Origin of the sequence: Streptomyces sp. NPDC047049, from assembly GCF_040643995.1 — a bacterium.
Taxonomy (GTDB): domain Bacteria; phylum Actinomycetota; class Actinomycetes; order Streptomycetales; family Streptomycetaceae; genus Streptomyces; species Streptomyces mooreae.
Genome location: NZ_JBEYVM010000015.1, coordinates 17,904 through 35,331, shown reverse-complemented (window position 1 = coordinate 35,331; position 17,428 = coordinate 17,904). Strand labels below are relative to the sequence as shown.

15 protein-coding genes are annotated in these 17,428 nt (G+C 71.7%); 9 read left to right on the top strand and 6 right to left on the bottom strand.

All coding sequences use genetic code 11. The annotated features are described in order from the left end of the window. Positions 1-339: 339 nt before the first annotated feature. The 4 genes from ABZ851_RS26985 (at position 340) to ABZ851_RS26970 (ending at position 4,155) form a co-directional block, all read left to right on the top strand. The gene (locus ABZ851_RS26985; RefSeq protein WP_361132507.1) at positions 340-1,743 is read left to right on the top strand and encodes a rhodanese-like domain-containing protein; all 1,404 of its coding nucleotides are present in this window, start codon (positions 340-342) and stop codon (positions 1,741-1,743) included. A 244-nt stretch (positions 1,744-1,987) separates the two neighbouring features. Continuing rightward, a complete protein-coding gene (locus ABZ851_RS26980; protein ID WP_361132504.1) occupies positions 1,988-2,521 on the top strand; it encodes an AMP-binding protein in 534 nt (177 codons plus the stop codon). 670 nt (positions 2,522-3,191) lie between these two features. Continuing rightward, positions 3,192-3,773, top strand: coding sequence for a MepB family protein (locus tag ABZ851_RS26975; RefSeq protein ID WP_361132501.1), 582 nt, complete (start codon positions 3,192-3,194; stop codon positions 3,771-3,773). A 118-nt stretch (positions 3,774-3,891) separates the two neighbouring features. Next, entirely contained in the window at positions 3,892-4,155 is a 264-nt protein-coding gene (locus tag ABZ851_RS26970; protein ID WP_361132789.1) for a hypothetical protein, read from the top strand. A 43-nt stretch (positions 4,156-4,198) separates the two neighbouring features. Here the strand turns inward: ABZ851_RS26970 and mscL are convergent, their stop codons facing one another. From mscL to ABZ851_RS26945, 5 genes are all read right to left on the bottom strand, one after another. After that, a complete protein-coding gene (gene mscL / locus ABZ851_RS26965; RefSeq protein WP_336052055.1) occupies positions 4,199-4,705 on the bottom strand; it encodes a large conductance mechanosensitive channel protein MscL in 507 nt (168 codons plus the stop codon). An 870-nt stretch (positions 4,706-5,575) separates the two neighbouring features. Beyond that, positions 5,576-6,409 (bottom strand): S-methyl-5'-thioadenosine phosphorylase, encoded by an 834-nt coding sequence (locus tag ABZ851_RS26960; protein WP_361132497.1) that lies wholly within the window; start codon positions 6,407-6,409, stop codon positions 5,576-5,578. Positions 6,410-6,661: 252 nt separating this feature from the next. Continuing rightward, positions 6,662-7,033: an FmdB family zinc ribbon protein gene (locus ABZ851_RS26955; protein ID WP_361132494.1), complete on the bottom strand. Its 372-nt coding sequence runs from the start codon at positions 7,031-7,033 to the stop codon at positions 6,662-6,664. A gap of 134 nt (positions 7,034-7,167) precedes the next feature. Further along, positions 7,168-8,469, bottom strand: a complete 1,302-nt coding sequence (locus ABZ851_RS26950) for an MFS transporter (RefSeq protein WP_361132491.1) — start codon at positions 8,467-8,469, stop codon at positions 7,168-7,170. Between the two features lie 362 nt (positions 8,470-8,831). Continuing rightward, positions 8,832-10,352 (bottom strand): potassium/proton antiporter, encoded by a 1,521-nt coding sequence (locus tag ABZ851_RS26945; protein ID WP_361132786.1) that lies wholly within the window; start codon positions 10,350-10,352, stop codon positions 8,832-8,834. Between the two features lie 182 nt (positions 10,353-10,534). Between ABZ851_RS26945 and ABZ851_RS26940 the strand changes: the two genes are divergently transcribed. Beyond that, the gene (locus ABZ851_RS26940) at positions 10,535-13,258 is read left to right on the top strand and encodes a penicillin acylase family protein (protein WP_361132488.1); all 2,724 of its coding nucleotides are present in this window, start codon (positions 10,535-10,537) and stop codon (positions 13,256-13,258) included. 139 nt (positions 13,259-13,397) lie between these two features. On the opposite strand, the gene ABZ851_RS26935 is transcribed toward ABZ851_RS26940, so the two are convergent. Further along, a complete protein-coding gene (locus ABZ851_RS26935; protein ID WP_361132485.1) occupies positions 13,398-14,009 on the bottom strand; it encodes a 5-formyltetrahydrofolate cyclo-ligase in 612 nt (203 codons plus the stop codon). Positions 14,010-14,153: 144 nt separating this feature from the next. Between ABZ851_RS26935 and galU the strand changes: the two genes are divergently transcribed. The 4 genes from galU (at position 14,154) to ABZ851_RS26915 (ending at position 17,421) form a co-directional block, all read left to right on the top strand. After that, on the top strand, positions 14,154-15,056 hold the full coding sequence (gene galU, locus ABZ851_RS26930; protein ID WP_361132482.1) for a UTP--glucose-1-phosphate uridylyltransferase GalU: 903 nt from the start codon (positions 14,154-14,156) through the stop codon (positions 15,054-15,056). A 4-nt stretch (positions 15,057-15,060) separates the two neighbouring features. Then, on the top strand, positions 15,061-16,377 hold the full coding sequence (gene glp / locus ABZ851_RS26925; protein ID WP_361132479.1) for a gephyrin-like molybdotransferase Glp: 1,317 nt from the start codon (positions 15,061-15,063) through the stop codon (positions 16,375-16,377). A gap of 61 nt (positions 16,378-16,438) precedes the next feature. Then, positions 16,439-16,921 carry a cyclic pyranopterin monophosphate synthase MoaC gene (gene moaC / locus ABZ851_RS26920; RefSeq protein WP_311625243.1) on the top strand — a complete coding sequence of 161 codons (483 nt, stop codon included), beginning with the start codon at positions 16,439-16,441 and terminating at the stop codon, positions 16,919-16,921. Next, the gene (locus tag ABZ851_RS26915; RefSeq protein WP_361132475.1) at positions 16,918-17,421 is read left to right on the top strand and encodes a MogA/MoaB family molybdenum cofactor biosynthesis protein; all 504 of its coding nucleotides are present in this window, start codon (positions 16,918-16,920) and stop codon (positions 17,419-17,421) included. Before moaC ends, ABZ851_RS26915 begins: the two co-directional genes overlap by 4 nt. Positions 17,422-17,428 lie beyond the last annotated feature (7 nt).

Here is a 17,428-nt window from a genome sequence, read left to right as displayed (position 1 = left end):
GTACGGGCGGTGTGGGCGGTGCGGGTGGCGTGAGTGGTGCGGTTGTTGATGCCGGGCGAGTCGGTACAGCCGTCCGGCGGGCAGGGTGTCGTGCGTCGCGCCCGGAAGTTGATGTGACGTCACGTTCGTCCGCATGCGGCGACGTCGGGCGTGATACCTGCCACGTCGTCACGCAAGTTCGCCTGGTGCGCCGTCACATGGAGTGCCGGGAAGACGGCCTCGGCTTGTCGCCCGCCATCCGGCTCCCTAATGTACGTACATCCGTGCATCCGCACAACGCACCCTGCCCGGGCGGGCCCCAGCCGCCGCGCACGGGCCCGCGCACCCTGGAGGCCGACCGTGCACTTCGCGCAGTACTACCTCGACTGCCTCTCCCAGGCGTCGTATCTGATCGGCGACGAGAGCACCGGCCGCGCCGTCCTCGTCGACCCGCGCCGCGATATCGACGAGTACCTGCGCGATGCGGAAGCCGCCGGCCTGCGCATCGAACTCGTCATCGAGACGCACATTCACGCCGACTTCCTCTCCGGCCACCTCGAACTCGCGCGGGCCACCGACGCCGCCATCGCCTTCGGGGAAGCCGCCGAAACCGGCTTCCCCGTACGGCGGTTACGGGACGGCGAGCGCATCTCGCTCGGGGCGCACGACGACGAAGGGGTGACCCTCACCGTCCTCGCCACCCCCGGCCACACCCTTGAATCCATCTGTCTGGTCCTCCGCGAACACCCGGACGACGAGGTGCCGTTCGGCGTGCTCACCGGTGACACCCTCTTCGTCGGCGATGTCGGCCGGCCCGACCTGCTCTCCGCCGCCGGCCATTCCCCGCAGGACATGGCCGCCCGTCTGCACCACTCCCTGCACACCAAACTCCTGACCCTCCCGGACGCGACCCGGGTCTTTCCCGCACACGGCGCCGGCTCGGCCTGCGGCCGCAGCCTCTCCACGGAGACCAGCTCCACGATCGGCGACCAGCGCCGCCTCAACTACGCCCTGCAGCCCATGCCGGAGGCCGACTTCGTCCGGCTGGTCACCGCGGGACAGCCCGCCACTCCCGGGTACTTCGCGCACGACGCGGCCCTCAACCGCGACGGCCACGCCCTCCTGGAGCCCGGCCCGCCGCCCGCCCTCACCCTCGACGAGGTGCTTGCGGCCCGCGACCGGCAGGGCGCCGCCCTCCTCGACTGCCGTCCGCCGGCCGCCTACACCCGCGCGCACCTGGCCGGTTCGCTCCACACGAGCCTGGACACCCGGTTCGCGGAGTACGCCGGCAGCGTGGTCGCCCCGGGCACCCCCATCGTGCTGCTCGCCGACCCCGGTACGGAGCAGGAGGCCCGCCTCCGGCTCGCCCGCATCGGCTACGACCACGTCCTCGGCCATCTGCCCGACCCGGCCGCCGTACTGGAGCGCACGCCCGCCCTCGCCCGCCGCAGCCACCGCATCCGCCACGACGAGCTGCCCCTGCCGGCAAGCGAGTTGCCCGAGGAGCACGCGCCCGGCCTCCAGTTGATCGATGTCCGTAATCCGGCCGAGTACGAGGCGGGTGCCCTCCCCGGTGCCCGCAACATCCCGCTGGCCGGCCTTTCCGCCCGCATCACCGAACTGGATCCGGCCCGCCCGGTGGTCCTGTACTGCCGCAGCGGCAACCGGTCGGTGATCGCGGCGGCACTGCTGGAGGCGCGCGGGTTCGGGGACGTGTGCGACGTGGTGGGGGGATACGACGCGGTGGCCGCGGGCGTGGGGTGAGCACGCTCCGGTGGGCCGGCGGAGGGATGGAGCGCGCCGGAACGGGGCAGCATTCCCGGGGCGACGAGAACCTGCTGAGCCCGCTGGCGCGCACGTTCCCGTACACGGCTGCTTGCACCGGCCCCGTGTCTCGCTGCACGGCCCCGTGCAGCGGCCCCCGGAACGGCTCGTACGACGGCTCGTACAACGGACGTTCAGTGAACGTTGATCGATGATCTACATCCTGGTCCGCATGTTGCGCCGTATGAGCTCAGAGCATGCAGACGACGCCCGGGAAGTGCAGGAACCGGAGGCGTCGCGAATCGCCCTCACCTGGAGCGGGGAGCCGGGACGCCATGAGGAGCTGACGCACGGCATGCTCCTCGACCAGGCCGAGCGGGCCGCGGCCGCGCTCACCCGGCTCGGCGTACGGGCCGGCGACCGGGTAGCGGTGCATCTGCCACTGGTGCCGGAGTCGGTGATCGCCACGCTCGCCTGCGGACGGCTGGATGCGATACGCACCACGCTGCCGGTCTCGTTGACGGTGCCCGAACTGGTCGCACGGACGCGTGAGTCCTCGGCCAGGGTGCTGATCACGGCCGATGCGGCGTTCTGGGACGGGGCCGTACGGCCGGTGAAGGCGGTCCTCGACCACGCGCTGGCCCGGGGCGCGGCCTCGGCAAGCGTGCCGGACCGCACCGTGCTGGTGGTGAACCGGTGTTCGCGGCCGGTCTCCTGGAAGCCGGGCCGCGACCTGTGGTGGCACGAGGCACTGGGCGCCGGCGCCCCCACCCGCTGACGGGACGGCCGCCCGGGGAGAGGCGGCCCGCACCGGTTCAGGGGAGGCGCGGGGGAGACGGGGAGGCGCGGGGGACGGGGAGGCGCGGCCCATGTCCGTGCCGGTGCGGGGGGAGGTGCGGCCCACGCCGGTACAGGGGGCAGGTGCGGCCCACGCCGGTACAGGGGGCAGGTGCGGCTCACGCCAGTACAGGGGCAGGCGTGGCCCACGCCGGTGACGTGGCGCGGCTTCACCCGCCGGGCCCATAGAACGGGCCATGCGCCGGACGCGTGCCTAGCGTGGGTCCCGTGGACTAGCCCCAAGCGTCCCAGGCGTCTCAGGTGCCCCACGTGCCCCACGTGCCCTACGTGCCCCGGCTCCGGCTCCGGAGGCAGCACTCTTCTTCCGACCGGGCGCCGTCGTACTCCCCCGACCGGAAAGGCCCCTCACCATGCCCCGCCACGAGTACGCCCACCCCCGCCATCCCCTGCCCGGCACCAACCGGAACCGGCTCCTCAGGCGCAGCCGCGCCTCCCAGGGCCCGCCGACCCGCCCCCGCGACGGCCACCGCCCGCAGCCCATACCGACCCACGACACGGGCCGGTAAGGCGCGAGGCGCCCGCCGCACCGGCCCGCGGGCCCCGGCTGTCCCGCTGACCCGCGTGAGGGCCGGCAATGGCACGATGGCGCAATGGCGACACATCCCGCGGAATCCGCTGCGCAGGGCCCCGCAGGTTCCGAGCCCTGGGCGGGCGGGGAATCGCTGCACGAGGAGCTTCTTGCGGCGAAGACGAGGGTGTATGACCCGTGCGGGTTCGCCTGCTCGCGGCCGGTGCCCGAAGCGGAGAGCGCGGAGTACGCGGCCCATGAATTCACTCTCGACGGCTCGGCCGTCAGGTTCCGGGTGGCCAAGACGACCCCGACCAAGGCCGGCCAGTTCGTCACGGTGTGGAAGCGGAGCCCCGGCGGGCCGATTCAGCCGTTCGACTCCGCGGACGCGGTCGATCTCTTCGTCATCAGCAGCCGCCAGGACGGGCACTTCGGGCACTTCGTCTTCCCGCGGGATGTGCTCGCCGAGCGGGGCATCGTCTCCCGCAGCGGCACGGGCGGAAAGCGTGCGTTCCGCATTTACCCGCCGTGGGTGGAGACGGTCAGTCGCCAGGCCCGCAGCGCACAGGCGTGGCAGCTGGACCACTTCCTGCCGATCGGTGCCGACGGCGCCCTTGACCGGACCCGTGCCCGGACCCTCCACCTCCCCGGCCACCGCCCCTGAGCGACAGGGCCCCGATGGCCGGTGGGCGGGGACGCGGGCCCGTGCTGAGCGGTGACCGCTCCCCGCGCGCCCGTACCCTGAAGGGGTGAGCACCAGCCCCGAACCCGAGTCGGCCCCCATGCCCCAGGACACGTCCCAGGACGCGTCCGAAGACGTGCCCCGGGACGCGTCCCGAGAGGCGTCCGAGGCCGCACAGGCCGCTGCGCCTTCGCCGGCTGTGCGCCCGGCCCCCAAGCCCGCCGCGAGGCTGATCTTCGACGACCCGCTGAACCAGCAGTCCTCGGACGACACCGACCGTGGCTGGGGCGAGCGCCCGGACCGCGGTGACAGCGCCGCCGACCTGGCCCGCTTCCTCGACGAAAAGCCGCCCCACCACCTCTGAGCGAGGCGAGGGGGCGGCGCGGGCCCGCCGCCGTTGGCGCCTGCTACTGCTGAGACTTCTGTGTGCCGATGATCCCCGTGCCGGAGGACGGCGCGGACGGTGAGCCGGTGCGCTGCGCGATCAGCGCGTCGCGGATCTCGATGAGCAGCTGGATCTCGGTCGGGTCCGCGGGGATGCTCTCGTCCGCCTTCCTGGCCGTCTGGCGCTCCTTCCACTTGTTGATCGGAAGGATCATGAGGAAGTAGACGACCGCGGCGGTGATCAGGAACGTCAGGGCGGCGCTGAGCACCGAGCCCCAGAGGATGTAAATACCGTCGGCGAAGGCGCCCGTCTTGGGATCCTTGGCGCAGGTCTCGGTCAGGCAGGACTGGTAGTGATCGAGATTCTGCGAACCGAGCGCGCCGACGATCGGGTTGATGATGCCCTTGACCACGGCGTTCACGATGTTCGTGAAGGCAGCACCGACGACCACCGCGACCGCGAGTTCGATGACGTTGCCGCGCATCAGGAATTCCTTGAATCCCTGCAGGACGCCCTTGCTCTCGCTCACCTGACAGCCTCTTTCCACGCTCACTACGGATGGTGCACCAACAGTCAGCACCGCAACTTACGTCAGGGCAGGGCGGAGGTGTCCAGTCCTGCCCCGTGCACCGGCGATCGGCCGGAGCCCTGGTGCCCGTCCGGCGGAGGGCATCGACTCCGCGGACGCCGTGGACGGATACCGCGGTGGTGGTGCGGTGAGCGCGACCCCATTGGCGCGCGGCGGATGCCCCGCCATGCGGAGCAGTGTGGCGTGCGGGGAGTACGGATGCCACTTGATCTCGGTGCATGGTCACCGCCCTCCCGCGGCCGTGGCCGACGGGCAGCCGGGGACGGGCGCGGCTCGTACGGCACCGTACGAGGCTCCACAGGCCAGTGCCGCGGCGGTCAGGGCCAGGCCGGCGGCCAGCATCCGCTGCCGCGTGCTCCCGCCCCGTCGGCGCCGGCCGCCGCCGGCCCGTACGGGAGAGAAGTGCGGCACGTCACACCGCGGGGGAGGGGGGAGCGGCGGAGAGAGAAGGGCGGGGTCGGCCCGGGGAGGGAAAGGAGGCGGGGAGCACGGAGAGAAAGGAGAGAGGGGAGAGGGAGACGAGGGAGGAGCGGAAGGGGTATGCGGCATCGTAGGCACCACCTGCGGTGAGAGGTCGGAGGGACCGGGCTCACCACCGTGCCGGAATCCGCTCCCGCCCGCTCCGGGCTGTGGACGACCCCGCCCCTGTGGACAACCCGGCCACCCGCAAGGGGGAGGCCGGGCAGTGCGCCGAAGCCGTGACGGCAGGCAGATCCCAGGGCGTGACGGCAGGCAGGTTCGAGCGGCGTTACGGCAGTTCCGAGGCGGTTACGGCAGGCAGTTCCGATACGGCAGACAGTTCCGATGCCGTTACGGCAGGTCGATGCCCAGGTCCCAGCCGGTGTGGACCTCGGTGCACAGGCAGGCGCGGGAAGCGGTGTCCGGGAGGGCGGCGACCGCGTCGAACAGGACCTCCCGCAGCCGGCCCACGTTCTCGGCGAACACCCGGAAGACCTCCTCGTGGGAGACGCCGTCGCCGGTCTCCGTGCCCGCGTCCAGGTCGGTGACCAGGGCCAGGGAGGTGTAGCACAGGCTCAGTTCGCGGGCCAGGACGGCTTCGGGGTGGCCGGTCATGCCGACCACCGACCAGCCCTGGGCGGCGTGCCAGCGCGATTCGGCGCGGGTCGAGAAGCGGGGGCCTTCGATCACGACCAGGGTGCCGCCGTCGACGGGTTCCCAGTCCCGGCCGCGGGCCGCCTTGAGGGAGGCCTGCCGCCCGGTGGGGCAGTACGGGTCGGCGAAGGTCAGGTGGACGACATTGGGGATCTGCCCGTCGGGAAGCGGCTCGCCGTCGAAGTAGGTCTGGGGGCGGGCCTTGGTGCGGTCGACGAGCTGGTCGGGGACCAGGAGCGTGCCGGGGCCGTATTCGGTGCGCAGACCGCCGACCGCGCACGGGGCGAGGACCTGGCGCACACCGAGCGAGCGCAGGGCCCAGAGGTTGGCGCGGTAGTTGATGCGGTGCGGCGGAAGGTGGTGGCCGCGGCCGTGCCGGGGGAGGAACGCGACCCGGCGGCCGGCGATCTCTCCCAGGAACAGCGAGTCGCTGGGGCGCCCGTAGGGGGTGTCCACCGTGACCTCGGTCACGTCGTCGAGGAAGGAGTAGAAACCCGATCCGCCGATTACGCCAATCTCCGCGTCAGCCATGCCGGTCACACTATCGGGGTACGGCGGCCGGAGTGGGCGGGTGCCGCAGACGCAAGAAATCCGTAAGCCGGAGGACGGCCGGCGAAGGCAGCGCAAGCCGCAAGGCAGAGCAACCGCAAGGCAGAGCAACCGCAAGGCAGCGCAAGGCGTAAGGCAGCGCAATGCGTAAGGCAGCGCAAGCCGTCAGCCGACGGTGGGGACTGAAGCAACAAGCCCCGCCGTCGATGACGGCGGGGCCCGGAGAGCTGGGGGTCAGGCCGCGGAGCTGGCGCCCGAGGTGCTGCCGGACGACGACGCGGCGGCCGGGGCCTTGGACTTGCTGTCCGAGCCGCCGGACGAGGAGCCCGGCGAAGAGCTCGACGAGGAGTCGGAGGAACCCGAGGAGTCCGACGAGGACGTGCTGCCCGAGGTGGCGGCGTTCTTCCCGGGGCTGCTGCTGGACGACGAGCCGCGGCTGTCGTTGCGGTAGAAGCCGGAGCCCTTGAAGACGATGCCGACCGCGGAGAACACCTTCTTGAGGCGTCCCTGGCAGCCGGGGCACTCGGTGAGCGAGTCATCGGTGAACTTCTGCACCGCCTCGAGGCCCTCGCCGCACTCGGTGCACTGGTACTGGTACGTCGGCACTTGTCTTCCTCCTGGCACTCTCACTCGATGAGTGCTAACGACGCTCCATATTGCAGTATTCCCGCCCGTCAGTCCACCGTGGACCGCCGTACGGTGACCGACTCCACGTTCCGTCAGACGTCCGGCAGGGGCCGTCAGACGCGCGCCAGCTCTCGTTCCCGGTCGTCGGAAACGGCTGTGACCTGCGCGTTCGCACCGTCTGCCGGGGCACCCGCAGCCTGGGCCGACGAGCGGGGCAGCAGATGGGCGCGGAGCGTCAGCAGCACGGTCAGGGCCAGTGCCGTACCGGCCAGCGGCACCAGGAATCCGGTGCTCGGCCCGAAGCCGTCCGCGAGCTGCCCCGCGGAGGTGGCCGCGGCCGCCTGGCCCAGGGCGACCGCCCCGGTCAGCCAGGTGAAGGCCTCGGTCCGGGCGGCGGCCGGCACCAGCGACTCGACCAGCGTGTAGCCGGTGATCAGGGCCGGTGCGATGCACAGGCCGACGACCAGGCCGACCGCGCCGAGCAGCGGCAGTGCGGTCACCGCCCACAATGGGGTGGTGGCCAGGGCCAGCAGCCCGTAGGCGACCAGCAGCCGGCGCCGCGGGCCGACCTTCCAGGTGATCGCGCCACAGGCGATACCGGCGAGCATGTTGCCGCCCGCGAAGATCCCGTAGAGCACGCCGTTGATGCCGGGCTGGCCGATGTGCTGGGTGAAGGCGGTCAGCGAGACCTGCATCCCGCCGAAGACGGCGCCGATGCCGAGGAACGCCACGATCAGGACGCGCACGCCGGGCACCGACAGCGCCGAGACGCGCGGCCGGTCCCCGGCCTGCGGACGGTGCACCGGCGGCTGGCTGCGCCGCTGGGAGGCGAACAGCAGCCCGCCGGCCAGCGTCAGCGCGGCCTCGGCGACCAGACCGGCCGCGGGGTGGATGCCGGTGCACAGCGCGGTCGCCAGCACGGGGCCGACGACGAAGGTGAACTCGTCGGTGACCGACTCGAAGGCGGCGGCGGTCGGCATCAGCGGGCTGCCGCCGAGCCGGGAGGCCCAGCGGGCCCGCACCATCGGGCCGACCTGCGGTGTCGAGGCGCCCGTGGGGACGGCCACCGCGATCAGCGCCCACAGGGGGGCGTGGGCGAGGGCGAGGGTGATCAGTGCGGCGACGCCGGCGACGTGCACCAGTACGCCGGGGATCAGCACCGCGCGCTGGCCGAAACGGTCGGCGAGCTTGCCGCTCTGCGGGGCGAACAGGGCCATGGACACACCGGTGGCGGCGGAGACCGCGCCTGCGGTGCCGTACGAGCCGGTGGTCGATTCGACGAGCAGCACGATGCCGATCGTCAGCATGGCGAAGGGCTGCCGGGCCAGAAAGCCGGGCAGCAGGAATGTCCATGCACCAGGGGTGCGGAGCAGTGGTCCGTATCCGGAACGGGATTCCTTGACCGCGGATGCCACGGCCGGGCCTTTCTGCCGCCTGGTAGCGCGCCACCCGCGAGGTCGTCACGGGTACGCGCCGAGAGCTGTCCTCTCGCGCAGGACCGAGTGATACCGCGTGGTCCGCACCGAGAGGGTGGCTGCGTGTGGCAGGAGGACCGCGGCCGCCGAGCGGTCGCGCCAGCTCTGCATCAGGCAGAGTTGGTTCGTCGATGTTGCCTTTTCATACTACAGGCCATCGCGAGGCAAGCCCTGGGATTGGCCTGGGCTTCAGGTAAATTTCCTTGGGATCCGTGGAGATCTGCAGCACATTTCCCGCACTCCGGGGGCCTGCCCCCCCCGGGAGCCTTCCCTGAAGCCCTCGCCCCGCGCCCGTCCGGGCCTCAGTGGTGCCGGTGCTCCCGCCGCCCCGCGGGCCCGCCCGTCCCCAGCCAGCCGGCCAGCTTGCCGCCCTGGGAGACCGCCTGCAGCCGTCGCTCGGCCGCGTCGCGCACCGGATCGGTGGCGACCACCAGCAGTTCGTCGCCGCGCCGCAGCACCGTCGAGGGCGACGGCACGAAGCTGGAGCCGTCCCGGACGACGAGGGTGACCGCGGCGCCCGCGGGCATCCGCAGCTCACCGACCTCGACGCCGTGCATACGGGACGCCGGGCCGATGGACGTGGACAGCAGATGGCCGCGCAGCCGTTCCAGGGGAGCGGACTCGATGCCCAGGTCGGCGGCCTCCTCGTCGTCGCCCAGCTGCAGCCGCCTGGCGAGCCAGGGCAGCGTCGGCCCCTGGATCAGGGTGTAGACGACGACCAGGACGAAGACGATGTTGAAGACCCGGTCGCTGCCGGGAACGTCGCCCACCATCGGGATCGTGGCCAGCACGATCGGCACCGCGCCGCGCAGTCCGGCCCATGACAGCAGGGTCTTCTCCGGCCAGGGCACCCGGAACGGCATCAGCGCCACAAAGACGGACATCGGCCTGGCCACGAGCGTGAGGATCATGCCGATCAGCAGCGCGGGCACGAAGTCGTCCAGCAGGTTGTGCGGGGTGACCAGCAGGCCGAGCAGTACGAACATCCCGATCTGGCCGATCCAGCCCAGGCCTTCGGCGAAGCCGCGGGTGGCCGGGGCGTGCGGCAGCTTGGCGTTGCCGAGGACCACCGCGGCCAGGTAGACGGCGAGGAAGCCCGAGCCGTGCGCCAGCGCACCGGCCGCGTAGGCGGAGACCGCGATGGCCATGACCGCGATCGGGTAGAGGCCCGACGCGGGCAGTGCCACGTGCCGCAGGCCGTAGGCGCCGAGCCAGCCGATAGCCAGTCCGAGCGCGGCGCCGATCGCCAGTTCCAGGGCGATCTCGCCGAGCAGGAGGTACCAGTGTTCGACCGGCCCCGCGGTGGAGAAGGCGACGACGAGGATGACCACGGGGGCGTCGTTGAGGCCGGATTCGGCTTCGAGCACCCCGGTCAGGCGGGCCGGCAGCGGCACGCTGCGCAGGACGGAGAAGACGGCCGCGGCATCCGTGGACGAGACCACGGCGCCGATCAGCAGCGCCTGCCGCCAGTCGAGCCCGGCCAGGTAGTGCGCTCCGGCCGCGGTGACCCCCACGCTCACCGCGACGCCGACCGTCGACAGCGAGACCGCCCGGGGCAGCGCCGGCCTGATCTCTTTCCACTTGGTGCCCAGACCGCCCTCGGCGAGGATCACGACCAGCGCGGTATAGCCGAGGAGTTGGGTGAGCTCGGCATTGTCGAAGACGACACCGCCCAGGCCGTCCTGGCCTATGGCGATGCCTATCCCCAGGTAGATGAGCAGGCTGGGGAGCCCGCTGCGCGAGGAGAGCCGTACCGCGGCAACCGCGATGAGCAGTACGAGCGAGCAGAACAGCAGGAGTTCGTTGAGGTGGTCGACAGACAGGAGCTGGTCCTTCCTCGCACGGGTTACCGGAGGGGCTTTCCTTACCGTATCTAGTTACTGAGGCTAACAATTTACCATTACTTGAAGGTTGGAGGTGCTGGCGGTGACTCCGCGTAGGGGTAGCCGGACCCGTGCGCCTATGGTTGCTCCAGCACTCCCACCCTGCCCCTCGAAGGACCGAGATGCCCGCCAACAAGTCCGGCCCAGTCCCCAGGAAGAAGAAGGGGCGGCGCGGCCGCCTCGTCGCGATCACGGTCGTGCTGCTGCTCGTGGCGGGCATCGGCTTCGGCGCGTTCTGGGGGGTCAGTACCGTCCGCGCCTCCTTCCCGCAGACCACCGGCTCGCTCAAACTCCCGGGCCTGGCCAACCCGGTGGATGTCGTCCGCGACGGCAACGGCATTCCGCAGATCTACGCCGACACCGACGAAGACCTCTTCCGTGCCCAGGGGTACGTCCAGGCCCAGGACCGCTTCTGGGAGATGGACGTACGGCGCCACATGACCTCCGGCCGGCTCTCGGAGATGTTCGGCAAGAGCGAGGTCAAGACCGACTCGTTCCTGCGCACCCTCGGCTGGCACGACGTGGCGCAGAAGGAGTACGACACCAAGCTGTCGCCCAGCACCAAGAAGTACCTCCAGTCCTACTCCGCCGGCGTCAACGCCTACCTCAAGGACCACGAGGGTTCGGCGGTGTCCCTGGAGTACGCGGCGCTGGACTTCCAGAACGACTACAAGCCCCAGAAGTGGACGCCGGTCGACTCGGTGGCCTGGCTCAAGGCGATGGCCTGGGACCTCCGCGGCAACATGCAGGAGGAGATCGACCGCTCCCTGATGACCAGCCGCTTCACCCCGGAGCAGATCTCCCAGCTCTACCCGGCATACCCGTACAAGCGGAACAAGCCGATCGTCGAGGGTGGCGCGGTCGACCCCGCCACCAAGAAGTTCTCGCCCAAGGCCTCGGCGAACGCCACCCCCGCCACCCCCGCCGGCGCGACCGCGGGCCTGCAGTCGCAGCTGTCCTCGCTGTCCAAGACCCTCGACAAGGTCCCGGCGCTGCTCGGCCCCAACGGCAACGGCATCGGCTCCAACTCCTGGGTCGTCTCCGGTGCGCACACCACCACCGGCAAACCGCTGCTCGCCAACGACCCGCACCTGGCCCCGCAGATGCCCTCGCTCTGGTACCAGATGGGCCTGCACTGCCGTAACACCGGACCCCAGTGCAACTACGACGTCTCCGGCTTCACCTTCTCCGGTATGCCCGGCGTCGTCATCGGCCACAACCAGGACATCTCCTGGGGCATGACCAACCTCGGTGCCGACGTCACCGACCTCTACCTGGAGAAGGTCAACGCCGACGGCTACCTCTTCGACAACAAGCAGCAGCCCTTCATAACCCGCAAGGAGACCATCAAGGTCGCCGACGGGGAGAGCCGCGAGATCACCGTCCGGTCCACCAGAAACGGGCCGATCGTCTCCGACCGCGACGGCGAACTGGCCAACGTCGGCAAGGACGCCCCGGTCGGCAACGCCGCACCGGACCGCGGCGACGGCTACGCCGTCTCGCTGCGCTGGACCGCCCTGGATCCCGGCAAGTCCATGGACGCCGTCTTCGCGCTCGACCGCGCCAAGGACTGGAACGGCTTCCGCAAGGCCGCCGCCGACTTCGAGGTCCCCTCGCAGAACCTGATCTACGCCGACACCAAGGGCAACATCGGCTACCAGGCCCCGGGCCGGATCCCGGTCCGTGGCAAGGGCGACGGCCACTTCGACGGCACCCTCCCGGCGCCCGGCTGGGACCCGAGGTACCAGTGGAGCCGCTACATCCCGCAGAAGGCGCTGCCGTACGAGTACAACCCCCAGCGCGGCTACATCGTCACCGCCAACCAGGCCGTCACGGACGAGAAGTACCCGTACCTCCTCACCAAGGACTGGGGCTACGGCTCCCGCAGCCAGCGGATCAACGACCTGATCGAGTCGAAGATCAAGGACGGCGGCAAGGTCTCCACCGACGACATGCAGGCCTTCCAGAAGGACAACAGCAGCGAGATCGCCCGGCTGCTGACGCCGTACCTCACGAAGATCGACATCAAGGACAAGTACGTCCGCGACGCCCAGCAGCTGCTGGAGGGCTGGGACTTCACCCAGGAGCCCGATTCCGCCGCGGCCGCCTACTTCAACGCCGTCTGGCGCAACACCCTCAAGCTCGCCTTCGGCAACAAGATGCCCAAGGAGCTGCGCCCCGATGGACAGTGCCTGACGGTCCGCCCGGCGGACGGGACCGGCCCCGCCGACGAGAACGACAAGTACATCCGCGAATGCGGCGAGCGGGCCGGTGACACCGCCCAGCCCGACGGCGGTGACCGCTGGTACGAGGTCGTCCGGGGCATCCTCGACGACCCGAACAACCCCTGGTGGAAGACCGAGGACCGGCCGGGCCGTCCCGGCGACAAGAACCGCGACCAGCTCCTGGCGCACGCCATGGCGGACGCGCGCTACGAACTGACCTCCAAGCTGGGCAAGAACATCGACAACTGGAGCTGGGGCCGGCTGCACCAGATGTTCCTGAAGAACCAGACCCTGGGTACCGACGGACCCGGCATGCTGCAGGGCCTGTTCAACCGCGGGCCCTGGAACGTCGGCGGCGGTGAGGCCGCGGTCGACGCCACCGGCTGGAACGCCGCCAGCGGCTACAAGGTCACCTGGGTCCCGTCGATGCGGATGGTGGTCAACCTCGCCGACCTCGACAAGTCCCGCTGGATCAACCTCACCGGCGCCTCGGGGCACGCGTACGACGCCCACTACTACGACCAGACCGACAAGTGGGCCAAGGGCGATCTGCTGCCCTGGGCGTACAGCCACGACGCCGTCAAGAAGGCGGGCAAGGACACGCTGACGCTGTCGCCGTAGGGGCGCTGCCCCTGGGGGCGGGCGGGCTGCCCGCCCGCCACCTGGAGAGCGCTGCGCCGTCGGGCGGGCCGGAGGACTTCCGGCCCGCCCGGTGTCTTTGCGGCGCCCCTCCGGGCGGCCCCGGCCCAGTCCGTCCGCCTCAGCCCTCCGTACGGCCCCCCGGCGCCGTGAAGCGGTGCACCGCCGACGGGGTCACCGCGGCATGCACATGCCGGTCGTGCGGTTCGGCGGGCACCTCGGCCAGCACCTCCGCGTCGTAGAGCAGTACCACCAGCGACGCCCGGGCACCGGCCCGCTCCAGCCGGGCCAGCACCCGGTCGTAGGAGCCGCCGCCGCGGCCCAGCCGCAGCCCGCCGTGGTCCACCGCGAGCCCCGGCAGCAGCACCACATCGGCCCGTGTGACGGCCTCGGGGCCCAGCCGGTCCCCGTCCGGTTCCAGCAGCCCCCGGCCGGCCCGTACGAGCCGTTCGGCGCCCTCGTAGAGCGCCCAGTCGAGATCGTTGTCCGGCAGCAGGACGGGCAGCAGTACCCGCACCCCGGCCGCCCGCAGCCGGTCCAGCAGGGCGCGGGTGGAGGGCTCGCCGCCTATCGACACATAGGCGGCCACCGTGGGCGGGCCGCCGGAGCCACCGGGACCGCCGTGGTTGCCGGGACCGCCGGGGCGCGCGCCGGCGGCCGCGGCCAACTCGTCCAGCTCCAGCGTCCGTCGGGCCAGCGCCTCGCCCGTCACGGCGACGACATCTGGCGGCAATGCTCTCCTCACCTCCAGGAGATGCCGCCGCAACCTGCGCTTTCTACCGTCGTCAACGCTCACTGTGTGCCCTTGCTCCCGCTCTCATGCTCTATTCACCAGACCCTCATCATCGTTCCGATAGGGCCGGTTATGGTGGCGCGCATGACCCCATCGCACACACGGATCAGCAAGGCTGTCATCCCCGCGGCCGGCCTCGGCACCCGGTTTCTCCCCGCCACCAAGGCCACACCCAAGGAGATGCTTCCGGTCGTCGACAAGCCCGCCATCCAGTACGTGGTGGAGGAGGCGGCCGCCGCCGGACTCTCCGACGTGCTGATGGTGACCGGTCGCAACAAGCGCCCGCTCGAGGACCACTTCGACCGCAATTACGAGCTCGAAGAGGCCCTGCACCGCAAGGGCGACGAGTCCCGGCTCGCCAAGGTGCAGGAGTCCAGCGACCTGGCGACCATGCACTACGTACGGCAGGGCGACCCCAGGGGCCTGGGCCACGCGGTGCTGTGTGCCGCACCGCACGTGGGCGACCAGCCCTTCGCGGTCCTCCTCGGCGACGACCTGATCGACCCCCGCGACCCGCTGCTGGCGCGCATGGTCGAGATACAGGAGCAGTACGGCGGCTCCGTGATCGCCCTCATGGAGGTCGACCCCGCGCAGATCCACCTCTACGGCTGTGCCGCCGCCGCGCCCACCGGCGACGACGATGTCGTGACCGTCTCCGACCTGGTCGAGAAGCCCGACCCGGCCGAGGCGCCCAGCAACCTCGCGATCATCGGCCGTTACGTCCTCGACCCGGCCGTCTTCGAGGTGCTGCGCAAGACCGCCCCGGGCCGCGGTGGCGAGATCCAGCTCACCGACGCCCTCCAGGCGCTGGCCGCCGACCCCGCCCTGGGCGGGCCGGTGCACGGCGTGGTCTTCAAGGGCCGCCGCTATGACACCGGCGACCGCGGCGACTATCTGCGTGCCATTGTCCGGCTGGCATGCGAACGTGAAGACCTGGGCCCGGACTTCCGGTCCTGGCTGCGCAGTTACGTCACCGAGGAGATGTGAGAAGTTGAACCACGCCACCGGCCGGACCCGCCACCAGGACCGTGTCTGGTCGGTGGCCGAGCATCTCGACGACGTCCTGGCGAAGATCGCCCCGCTGGACCCGATCGAACTGCAGCTCCTCGAAGCCCAGGGCTGCGTCCTGGTCGAGGACATCACGGTCCCCGTCGCCCTGCCGCCCTTCGACAACAGCTCCATGGACGGCTACGCGGTCCGCGCCGCCGATGTGGCGGACGCCACGGAAGAGGCGCCGGTCACCCTCACCGTCCTCGGCGATGTCGCGGCGGGCAGCGGCGCACTGCCGGAGATCGGCCCCGGCCAGGCCGCCCGCATCATGACCGGCGCCCCGCTGCCGGCCGGCGCCGAGGCCGTCGTCCCCGTCGAATGGACCGACGGCGGCACGGGCGAGGGGCCGGCCGCCTCGATGCGCGCCCACAGCGCCGCCCCCCAGGACGCCGCCGGCGAGGTCCGCGTCCACCGCCCGGCCGCCGCCGGCGCCCATATCCGCACCCGCGGCAGCGATGCCGCCGAAGGCGAGCCGGCCCTCCAGGCGGGCACGGTCCTCGGGCCCTCCCAGATCGGCCTGCTCGCCGCCATCGGCCGCGGCACGGTCAAGGTCTGCCCCCGCCCGCGCGTGGTGGTGCTGTCGACCGGCAGCGAACTGGTCCAGCCCGGCGAGGCGTTGGGCCCCGGGCAGATCCACGACTCCAACAGCTTCCAGCTCACCGCCGCCGCCCGCGCCGCCGGTGCCATCCCCTACCGCGTCGGCGCCGTCGCCGACGACGCCGACACCCTCCGCTCCACCCTGGAGGACCAGCTCATCCGGGCCGACCTCCTGGTCACCAGCGGCGGCGTCAGCGTCGGCGCGTACGACGTGGTCAAGGAGACCCTGACCGCCCTGTCCGCCGACGAAGGCACGGTCGAGTTCCGCACCCTCGCCATGCAGCCGGGCAAGCCCCAGGGCTTCGGCCTCATCGGCCCCGACCGCACCCCGCTCCTCGCGCTGCCCGGCAACCCCGTCAGCTCGTACGTCTCCTTCGAACTGTTCGTCCGGCCCGCCATCCGGGCCCTGATGGGGCTGCCCGAGGTGCACCGCCCCGTCACCCCCGCCCGGTGCACCGAGGCCGTCGCCTCCTCGCCCAAGGGGAAGCGCCAGTTCCTGCGCGGCGCGTACGACCCCGACGCCGGCACGGTCACCCCCGTCGGCGGCGCCGGCTCCCACCTGATCAAGGCCATGGCGCACGCCAACGCGCTGATCATCGTCCCCGAGGACACCACCGAGGTCGCCGCGGGCTCGGACGTGGACATCGTCCTGCTCGGATAGCCCGCTGCCGCCGGGGGTACGGTGTCGTCCCACAGGCGGCAGTTTGGGTACCGGGAGAACGATGAGCAGCGGCCAGCACCACCTCACCCATCTCGACGCGGCGGGCGCGGCGCGGATGGTCGACGTCTCCGCGAAGGACGTCACCGCCCGCACCGCCGCCGCCCGCGGCCGCGTCCTGGTCTCCGCGCAGGTCATCGAGCTGCTGCGGGGCGAGGGCATGCCCAAGGGCGACGCCCTGGCCACCGCCCGGATCGCCGGCATCATGGGCGCCAAGCGCACCCCCGAGCTGATCCCGCTGTGCCACCCGCTGGCCGTCTCCGGCGTCACGGTGGACCTCTCCCTCACCGACGACGCCGTGGAGATCACGGCCACCGTCAAGACCACCGACCGCACGGGCGTCGAGATGGAGGCCCTGACCGCCGTCTCGGTCGCCGCGCTCACCGTCGTCGACATGGTCAAGGCCGTCGACAAGGCAGCGGTGATCTCCGACATCCGCGTGGAGGAGAAGACCGGCGGCAAGTCCGGCGACTGGAGCCGGTCATGAGCCCCGCCCGCGCCCTGGTCGTCACCGCCTCCAACCGCGCCGCGGCCGGCATCTACCCCGACAAGGGCGGCCCGCTGCTCGCCGAGGGCCTGGCCGCCATGGGCTTCGAGGTCGACGGCCCGCAGGTGGTGCCCGACGGCGAACCGGTGGAAGCCGCCCTGCGCGGCGCCGTCGCCTCCGCCCGCTACGCCGTCGTCCTCACCACCGGCGGTACGGGCCTGTCGCCCACCGACCGCACCCCCGAGGCCACCCGCCAGGTCCTGGACTACGAGATCCCCGGCATCCCCGAGGCGATCCGCGCCGCCGGCCGGACGAACGTCCCCACCGCCGCCCTCTCCCGGGGACTGGCGGGCGTCGCCGGTACCACCCTGATCGTCAACCTCCCCGGCTCGTCCGGCGGGGTCCGCGACGGCCTCGCCGTCCTCACCGACCTCCTGCCGCACGCCGTCGACCAGATCCGCGGCGGCGACCACCCCAGACCCTCCGGGAGCCCGAGCTGAACGCGCC